The sequence below is a fragment of the Egibacteraceae bacterium genome (genome assembly GCA_040905805.1).
GTDB lineage: Bacteria > Actinomycetota > Nitriliruptoria > Euzebyales > Egibacteraceae > DATLGH01.
Map to the genome: position 1 here is coordinate 21,765 of JBBDQS010000018.1, position 8,612 is coordinate 30,376.

6 protein-coding genes are annotated in these 8,612 nt (G+C 77.5%); all 6 read right to left on the reverse strand.

The genetic code is table 11. From position 1 onward, the window contains the following. Window positions 1–30 precede the first annotated feature (30 nt). A complete protein-coding gene (locus tag WD250_03345; GenBank protein ID MEX2619234.1) occupies window positions 31–2,751 on the reverse strand; it encodes a VWA domain-containing protein in 2,721 nt (906 codons plus the stop codon). After that, window positions 2,748–4,676 (reverse strand): VWA domain-containing protein, encoded by a 1,929-nt coding sequence (locus WD250_03350; protein MEX2619235.1) that lies wholly within the window; start codon window positions 4,674–4,676, stop codon window positions 2,748–2,750. Before WD250_03350 ends, WD250_03345 begins: the two co-directional genes overlap by 4 nt. Next, the gene (locus WD250_03355) at window positions 4,673–5,530 is read right to left on the reverse strand and encodes a DUF58 domain-containing protein (GenBank protein ID MEX2619236.1); all 858 of its coding nucleotides are present in this window, start codon (window positions 5,528–5,530) and stop codon (window positions 4,673–4,675) included. The genes WD250_03350 and WD250_03355 overlap by 4 nt, the downstream gene beginning before the upstream one ends. After that, window positions 5,527–6,528, reverse strand: coding sequence for an AAA family ATPase (locus tag WD250_03360; protein ID MEX2619237.1), 1,002 nt, complete (start codon window positions 6,526–6,528; stop codon window positions 5,527–5,529). The genes WD250_03355 and WD250_03360 overlap by 4 nt, the downstream gene beginning before the upstream one ends. Before the next feature lie 41 nt (window positions 6,529–6,569). Further along, on the reverse strand, window positions 6,570–8,186 hold the full coding sequence (locus WD250_03365; GenBank protein MEX2619238.1) for a hypothetical protein: 1,617 nt from the start codon (window positions 8,184–8,186) through the stop codon (window positions 6,570–6,572). Continuing rightward, window positions 8,183–8,612 (reverse strand): hypothetical protein (locus WD250_03370; GenBank protein MEX2619239.1); only part of this gene is annotated, 430 nt, incomplete at its 5' end. The genes WD250_03365 and WD250_03370, both read right to left, overlap by 4 nt.

Below are 8,612 nucleotides of genomic sequence, written 5' to 3' on the forward strand. Positions count from 1 at the left end.
GCCACATGCAGCCGGCGCAAAAGAGGCGCGTCAGCGGTCCCGGCCGCGCTTGCGGGCCTCGAACAGCGCGTCGGTGGCGGCGTCGCGCTCGCCCTTGCGCTTGGGTCGGCGCCACCCCCGGCGGCGCAGCCAGTTCCGGGTGCGGGCCCAGTCCGCCCGTTCCAGGCGCAGCCGGCGCAACCCCACGTCCACCGGGGCGAGCATCAGGGCGAGCAGCGCCAGCCACGGCCAGAGGTCGCGGGCGGCCGCGCCCGCGGGCAGCCCCGCCGGATCGAAGACCGACGCCGGGTCGGGGTCGAGGGTGGCATCGGCGATGCGGACCACCTCGTCGAGCAGGGCCTCGTCGGGGTCACCGGCGGCGTACTCCGCGGAGTACGAGCGGATCGCCGTGGTGCTGGCGTGGGCGAGCTCCTCCTCGCCACGCCGCAGGGTGGCGGCCACCGCGTACACGCCCTCGCGGTCGCCGGGCACCTCGGTCTCGAACGTCGACAGGGAGGCGCGGTCGAGGACCACCTCCTGCCGGTCGCCGTCGGGACCGGTCACCGTCGCGACCGCGGTGACGTCGGCGGGCAGCGCATCGGTGATCTCCACGCCCACGCGCAGGCCTGTGGGCGTGGCCGTCGCGTCCAGGCCCATGCCCGCGCTGTCCTCGTCGGGGAACGTCTCCGCCACGGTCGTGGCCCAGAACCGGGCGAACCCCTCCCAGTCGATCCAGGCGGCCGACCACCGGGGCTGCACGTCGGAGGTCCACGCGACCGTCGAGCCCAAGCCGGCGCGCCACCGGGCGAGCAGCGGATCGCGCTCCTCGCCGATGGTCAGCAGGACCTCGGCCGCCGGCTTGGCGGTCGTGGCGAGGTAGCCCAGCAGCGGTGGGGTCGCGTGCAGCCCGTCGGTGACGGGGGCCAGACCGGCCACACGCGGATGGAACTCCCCTTCGGTCACGACCGGACGGGCGACCATGCGCACCTCCAGCGCCAGGATGTCGGGGATCGACAGCAGGTCGCGCCCGGGGTAGAAGCGCCCACCGCCGATGCTGGCGACCCGCCGCAGCTCCTCGAAGGCGCCTTCCCCCGTGCCAACCGTGGTCAGGGTGATGCCCGCCTCCCGCGCCTCCTCGGCCGCGTCGAACAGCGGCCCGTGGTCGTTGGTCCAGCCGTCGGTGAACAGCACGATGTGGCGCAGCCTCGCGTCGACGTCGCGCAGACCCGCGATGGCCTCACGCACGGCGCCGGCCATGTCCTGGCCGCCGCCGGGGTGCAGGCGCGCCAGGCCCTCGTCGATCGTGTCCTGGTCAGGCAGGTGCTGCAGGGGCAGCACCCACTCGGAGTCGGTGTCGAACGCGAGCACGCCGACCTGGTCCTGGGCTGCCAGCATCTCCATCGCGCGGGCGACCGCCTCGCTGCCGATCTCGGTCTTGACCACACCGCCCTCGGTCAGCTCCGCCCCCGCACCGACCGCCTCGGGACGGCAGTGGCAGGCCGCCATCGACCCGGAGGTGTCCACCACGAACGCCTGGGCCACCTCGGGCCGCCGCTGCGGGTCGGTGACCCTGGCGAAGACCGGCAGCAGCTCCTCCAGCGGCGTGTCGTCGTAGTCGCCGAGGCCGAACGAGTCCTCGCCGCCGACCGCGACGAGGCCGTGGCCGGCGTCGCGCACGAACGCGTCGAGGGCCGCCATCGCCTCGGCGCCCAGCGCGTCGGCCGGCACGTCGGCCAGCACGACGGTGTCGTAGGCCAGGAGCCCGTCGAGGGGGGGCAGGCTCGCGGCCACGTCGGTGCGCACGCCCCCGGCCCGCAGCGCCGAGACGAGCTCGGAGGCCAGGCCCTCGACGTGCTCGTGCACGAGGACCCGCGGCGGCCCGTCGACGCGGACCGCAGCGCGGCCGACCTCGTTCTCGGCCACCGACGAGCCGGGCGACGACACCCGGGCCTCGTAGCGGATCGCGGCCTGCTCGTCCTCCTCGGCGGCCTGCTGGGGCACCGTGACCTCCGTCACGCCGGGCTCCAGGTCGAGCGTGCGACGGTCCACCTCGCGGTCGTCGGCGGTCACCGTGAGGCTCGCCGCCACCGGCTCGTCGCCGGTGTTGCGCACGGACACGGTCACGTCGTACTCGTCACCGCGGCGGACGCGGGCCGGCGTGGACACCTCCTCGACCAGCACGTCGGCGGCCGGCGCACCGTCGAGGCGGACGATCGCCAGGCCGACCCCGGCGTCGGTCAGCTCGCGCACCGCTCCGGGCAGGTCGCCCTGGGTGGGCTGCGCGTCGGTCACCAGCACGACCCGCCGGCGGTTGTCGCTGCCGGCGGCGCCCTGGCCCAGGCGCACCGCCCTGGCCAGGTCGGTGGCGGAGCGGTCCACCACGGCGGCCGGGTCGACCGGCGGCGGGTCGTGGCGCAGGCCGTGCTCCAGGCTGGCGTCGCGGCCGAACACGGCGAGGGCGGCCCGGTCCCCGGCCCCGGCGGCGGCCAACGCCTCCTCCACGTACGCCCGCGCGCCCGCGGCGGCGGCCGGCGTCACCGAGTCGGACACGTCGAGCAGGAACACCACGTCGACGTGGCGACCCCCCGCCTCCCAGCGGGGACCGGCGAGCGCCAGCACCAGCAGCGCGACGCTGCCCGCCCGCAGCCACGTCGCCCAGCGGTGCTGGCGGCTGGGATCCCACGCGACGGTCCCCCGGCGTCGCCGGGTGAGCCACACGACGCCCGCGGCCAAGGGCAGGGCGAGCAGCCACAGCGGGGCGTCCCAGCTCACGACCGGGCCCTCGCGAGCCGCCGGCCCCGGCGGGCGGCCAGCCAGCGTCGGCCCGACCGCACCGGTCGGACCCCGTGCGTGGACGCCCACTCGGCGAGCAGCAGGCCCAGCACCGCGACGAGGATCCCGGCCCCGAGGACCCGCCGGCCGGGCGCAGCGCGCAGCGCCGTGGGATCCTCCCCCGCCTCCCTGGCCTCCCGCGCCGCACGGGCCGGCGCCGGCCGCTCGCGGGACAGGTCGCCCTGCCCGGCCGGGGCGTTCACCGCGATCGGGGTGCCCGCCACCACGCCGTCGCGCCCAACGTAGGAGACCTGCCAGACGCCCACCTCGTCGACCGGCAGCAGGGGCCGGTCGGCATCCATCCGTCGCTCGTCGCCGCTGGGCGCCTGCACGACGACCGCGGTGGCGCCCGCGGTCGTCGGCAGCCGGACTTCGTCACCGGCCACGGACGGCACCTCGGCGGGGGACTCGGTCAGCCACGAGACCGCGTTGGCGACCAGCACGGGCCAGGCGACCTGCAGGGGCAGGGTGCTGTCGGCCACGGCGAAGGACAGGTAGGCCACGGGGACCCCATCCAGGCGACCGGCGAGCACCAGGGGACCGGCAGGTCCCCCCGCCAGGGCGGCGAGCTCGGGGGCGGCGATGTGCTGCGAGGCGGCGATGGCGACGCCGGACAGGTCGACCTGGTCGAGCAGCTCGTGCCCGGGGTCCTGGAAGGTCACGTTCGGCCGGTCGTCCGAGCCCGCCACGCTGACCCCGGTGGGGGGCACCGTCGGGGCCAGGTACAGCGTCGGGGCGGGGGGGATGGGGGCGGCGGGGATGCGGTCGACGACCAGCAGGTCGATGCCGGCGAGATCGTCGGGCACGCCGGGCGCCGTGCGCACCTCGACCCCCTCGACCGCGCGCAGCGCGTGCTCGACGAACAGGTTGCCGGGGCCGGCGACCAGCACGGTGACGTCCCCGGTCGCGGCGAGCACCGCCCAGGCCCGGTCGTCGGCGCCCAGCGCGTCCTCGGCCGGCGCCCCGGTCGGCCCGGTCCCGACGGGCGCCACCGCCGCCTCGACGATGCCCGCGCCGCGGTGGGGCACGGTCAGGACGAGGTCCTCGGTCCCGCGGGGGCCCAACGAGACCTCCTGCTCGACGGCCACCTCGCCGGCCACGGCCACGCTCACCCGCGCCCGGGCGGCCAGCTGCCCGAAGTTGCGGACCTGGACGAACGCGTCGGCGCGTGACCCGCCGGCCGGCACGGCCTGCAGCCGGGTGACGGCCAGGTTCGCCCGGTCGGTGCCGACGGCCTCCACCCGCAGGTCCGCGGGTGCGGCTTCCAGCGCGGGGGCCTCCAGCACGCCGTCGGTCAGCACCGTGGTGGTGGTCGCCTCCCCGGGCCGGTGCAGCGACGCGGCCAGGGTCAGCGCGGCGGCCATGTCGCCGGGGGCGGGCGTGGCGCGCAGGCGCTCCAGCGCGGTGCGCAGGGCCCGGCCGTCCGACGAGGCCGACGCCAGGATCTGCGGGCGCGGGCCGGCCTCGACGACCGACATGGCCTGGCCGGGGCCCACGGCCGCGACGAGCTCGCGGGCGCGGTCTCGCGCCAGGTCGAAGCGGGTGACACCGTCCTCGTCGGCCAGCATCGATCCGGACGCGTCGACCACCACCACGGTGTGGTCGCCCAGCGCGAACTCGGCGGGCAGGCTCGGGCGAGCGAGCGCCAGGGCCCCGACCAGGATGGCCGCCAGCACGAACCAGAACGTGCGGTCGGGACGGAAGCGCTGCCACGGGACGGCGGCCGCCACCGAGCGGTCGGTGCGTGCCCACAGGTAGGTGGCGGCCACCTCGCGACGGGGCCGGCGCGATCGCAGCACGTACCACAGGGCCAACGGCACGGCCAGCGCCGCCGCCGCCAGTCCCAGCGGCGCGGTGAGGTTCACCGCAGCACCTGCAGCCGGGTGAGGGTCACCGCCAGGAAGTCCTCGATCGGCTCGTCGTCGAGGTGGCGGGCGTAGACCACCCCGCGCCCGGTGGCGGCGCGCTCCACCTCGTCGAGCCAGGTGTCGCGGGCGCGGGCATAGTCGTCCAGGGCCCGCTCACCCACCGCGACCTCGACCTCCGCGCCGGTCTCGACGTCGACCAGGCGCAGGTCACCGCGCACCTCGGGTTCCATGTCGGCCCGCCCCAGCAGGTGCACGAGGATCCCCTCGCCGCCCGCCAGCTCGGTCACGACGTCCTCCCAGCCGTCGAAGAGCAGGTCGCTGACCAGCACCACCGGCCCCCGGGGCCCCTCCGCCCTGGCGCGGCGCACGCCGGCCCCCACGTCGGCGGCGCCGGCCGGGCCGGCGCCGACCAGCCGCAGCTGGGCCTGGGCCAGCCCCCGCGCCCCCCGCAGCCAGGGCCCGGCGTCGGTGTCAGCCCCGGCGAGCAGCACGCGCACCCGGTCGCCGCCGCCCAGCGCAACGGTGGCCAGTCCGGCCCCGACGGCGCGCAGCGCGCCGGTCTTGCCGCCGAACCCCATCGAGGCGGAGGTGTCCACGACGATCCGCAGCGCTGCCTCGTACTCGGCCTCGTAGCGCTTGGTGAGCAGCCGCCCGAGGCGGGCGTAGGCCTGCGCGTCCACCCAGCGGGGGTCGTCGCCGGGGACGTAGGCGCGGTAGTCGGCGAAGTCCAGCGACGTGCCGTGGCGCCGGGACACGTGCGCCCCGGTGTAGCGGCCCGTGACGGGGCGGTGGGTCACGAACCGCAGACGCCTCAGGCGACCGACCACCGCAGGGTCGAGCAGGGTGCTCATCCCGCGCCCCGTAGTGGCGCAGCGGGCACGGGGACGGCCACGAGCACCGCGTCGAGGACGTCATCGGCGTCCACACCGGCGGCCAGGGCCTCGTAGCCGAGCACCAGGCGGTGGCGCAGGCAGGGGCCCGCCACCGCGCGGACGTCCTCGACGCTGGCGTGCAACCGCCCGGCGAGCAGCGCCGTGGTCTTGGCGAGCAGCACCACCGCCTGCGCGCCCCGCGGCGACGCACCGTGATGGACGTAGCGGCGCACCGGCTCCGCCGCCGCCCGGTCGGGGTGGGTGGCCTGCACGAGGTCGACGGCGTGGCGGGTGACGTGCTCGGCCATCGGCACCTCGCGCACCAGGCGGGCAGCGGCCAGGAGGTCCGCGGCGCCGGCGACCGCGACGGGTTCGGTGTCCACCGTGCCGGTCGTGCGGTCGAGGATCGCCATGAGGTCCTCGCTGGACGGCAGCTCCACGATGATCTTCACCAGGAAGCGGTCGAGCTGCGCCTCGGGCAGGGGATAGGTGCCCTCCATCTCGATGGGGTTCTGCGTCGCCAGCACGCAGAACGGCGCCGGCAGGTCCCGGGTCACGCCGCTGACCGTGACGCGCCGCTCGGCCATGGCCTCCAGCAGCGCGGACTGGGTCTTCGGGGTCGCGCGGTTGACCTCGTCGGCCAGCAGCAGCTGGGTGAAGACCGGCCCGGGCTGGAACGACGGGGCGACCCCGTCGCCCAGCACGGTCGTGCCCACGATGTCGGCGGGCATGAGGTCGGGGGTGCACTGCACGCGGGCGAACTCCAGGGACAGCGACCGGGCCAGCGCGCGCACCAGGACGGTCTTGCCCAGGCCGGGCACGCCCTCCAAGAGCAGGTGGCCACCCGCCAGGAGGCCGGCCAGGACGCTGCGCACCAGCGTCTGCTGTCCCACGATGACCCGGCGGACCTGCTCCTCAACCTGGTCGGCCAGGCGACTGAAGTCCTCTGGTGACATCTGCTCGGTGGGTGGGGACACGGTCAGCCTCTCACGTGGTCGTGTGGTCGTGGGTCGTGTGGTCACGAGGGCCCGCGGCCAGCGCCGAGGGCGTCGAAGTAGTCGCGGACGGTGCCGCGCAGCCGGACGGGGTAGCCGTCACGCTCGATAGCCCGGATGGCGGCGTCGCGGTAGGCGCCCAGCACCTGGCGGTAGGGCACCCGCGGCGCCGATTCCGTTCCCCGCCCAGGGGCGCGGCCCTGGTCGATCTCACCGCCGTCCCCGTCCGGGCGGCCGGGCAGCCGCAGGTCGTCGCCGTCGGTGTCGGGACGACGCGGTGGGTCATACACCCCCTCCTCGTCAAGGCGGCTGTCGTCCGGGCCGGTGTCGCCGTCCCCATCGCCCGCACCGCCACCGGTCCGGCCCGTGCCCTCGCGCTGGCCGCCGTCTCGCACCGGGCCGGAGGGGTCACCGCCGCCCCCGCCACCCCCGTCGCCGCTGCCGTCGCCGTCGCCATCGCCGTCGCCGTCGCCGTCGCCGCTGCCGTCGCCATCGCCATCGCCATCGCCTTGGCCGTCCCCGTTCCCGTCCCCATCGCCGTCCCCGTCGCCGCTGCCGTCCGCATCGCCGCGCAGGCGACGCTCCGCCTCGGCCAGCGCAGCCTCGGCGCGGGCGAGGGCGTCCTGCTCGACGAGGTCGCCCTGCGCCGCGCCAGCCGCCGCCGCTGCCTCGTCCACGTCTGCCGCTGCTCCCTGCGGGTCGGCGGCGGCGGCCACCGCCGCCGCCTGCTCGAGCGCCCCGGCCACCTCCGGTGCTCCCGGCAACGCGGCGGCGAGCTCGCCCAGGCGCTGTGCCAGGTCACCCAGGTCGTCACCGCCGACCTCGCCGTCCCCCAGCGCCTCGGCGAGCGCGGCGAGCTGCTCCTCGGGGGTGTCCCCCGCGGCCAGCGCCTCGCGCTCCAGCTCGCGGGTGAGACCCGCCAGGGCGGTGCGCCGGGCGGCGACGTCGTCGTCGAGGCGGCCGGCGAGGTCCGTGCGCTCCTGACCCACCTCGGCCAGGGCCTCCTCCAGGGCGGCGTCCTCCAGCGCGTCGGCCAGGGCCTCGAGCCGCCCGGCCAGCTCCGGCGCCGGCTCGGGCTGCGCCCGCAGCTCGGCGCCGACCGTTCGCAGCCGGTCCGCCTCGGCCTCGGCGACGGCCTCGCGTGCAGCCTGGCGCGCCCGCAGCTCGTCCTGGGGGTTGGGCACGGCGGCCAGCGTCGTCGCGGCGAGCGCCAGCCCGGCAGCGACGCCCAGGAGCCGCACGGGCACCCGCGGGCGCTGCGGGAACCCGTGGATCCCCGCGGCAGCCTCCTCGGCACGGGCGGCCTGCAGCGGCGCCAACCGGCTGCCCGCCGCGCCGCGGAACGCCACCGCGGTGGCGAACGTGTCCGCCGTGTCGAGCCAGCGGTCGGCAGCGCGGGCCGCCCAGACCGCGGGGATGCGCACGGCAGCGGCCGCGGCGCCGGCCACGACCGTCGCGGCCACCGCCAGCACGGCGACCGCCGGCACGGTGGCGGGCGGGGCCACGACGCGACCGAGCGCGATCCAGGCCAGCGCCACGACCGCGGCCCCGACCGCGCCACGCCCACCGGCGGCCAGCGCCCGGTTCAGCCGCATCCGCCGGCGGGCACGCCCGACCAGCCGGTCCACGTGCGCGCTCACGATGGCGCCGCCTCGCTCGCCTCGCGGGCCCGCCGGGACGCCCGCCTGGCCCCGCGTTGGTGTGCGGTGGTGCCCCCCGTGCGCAGGCGCCGGGTCGCCACCACCAGGCCGGACAGCCCCAGACCCGCGTGCAGGCCGAGAACCCAGCGCCAGAGGCCCCGGCCCGATCCGGGCTCGGGCTGGGGCTGGAGGCCCGGCCCCACCACGCCTGGCCCGCGCTCCACCAGCGCGTCTGCCTCGACGTCTACCGGGCCGTCTGCCGGGCCGTCAAAATACGGCTCGGCGGGCTCGGGCAGCGCTGGCATGGGCTCGGGCTCGGCCCTGTCCGGTGGCGGCGCCGGATCCGCACGGGGGGCGGGCATGGTGTCCGGCGGCGGCGGCGGCGGCGGCGGCGGCGGCGGCGGCGGCGGCGGCGGCGGCGGCGGC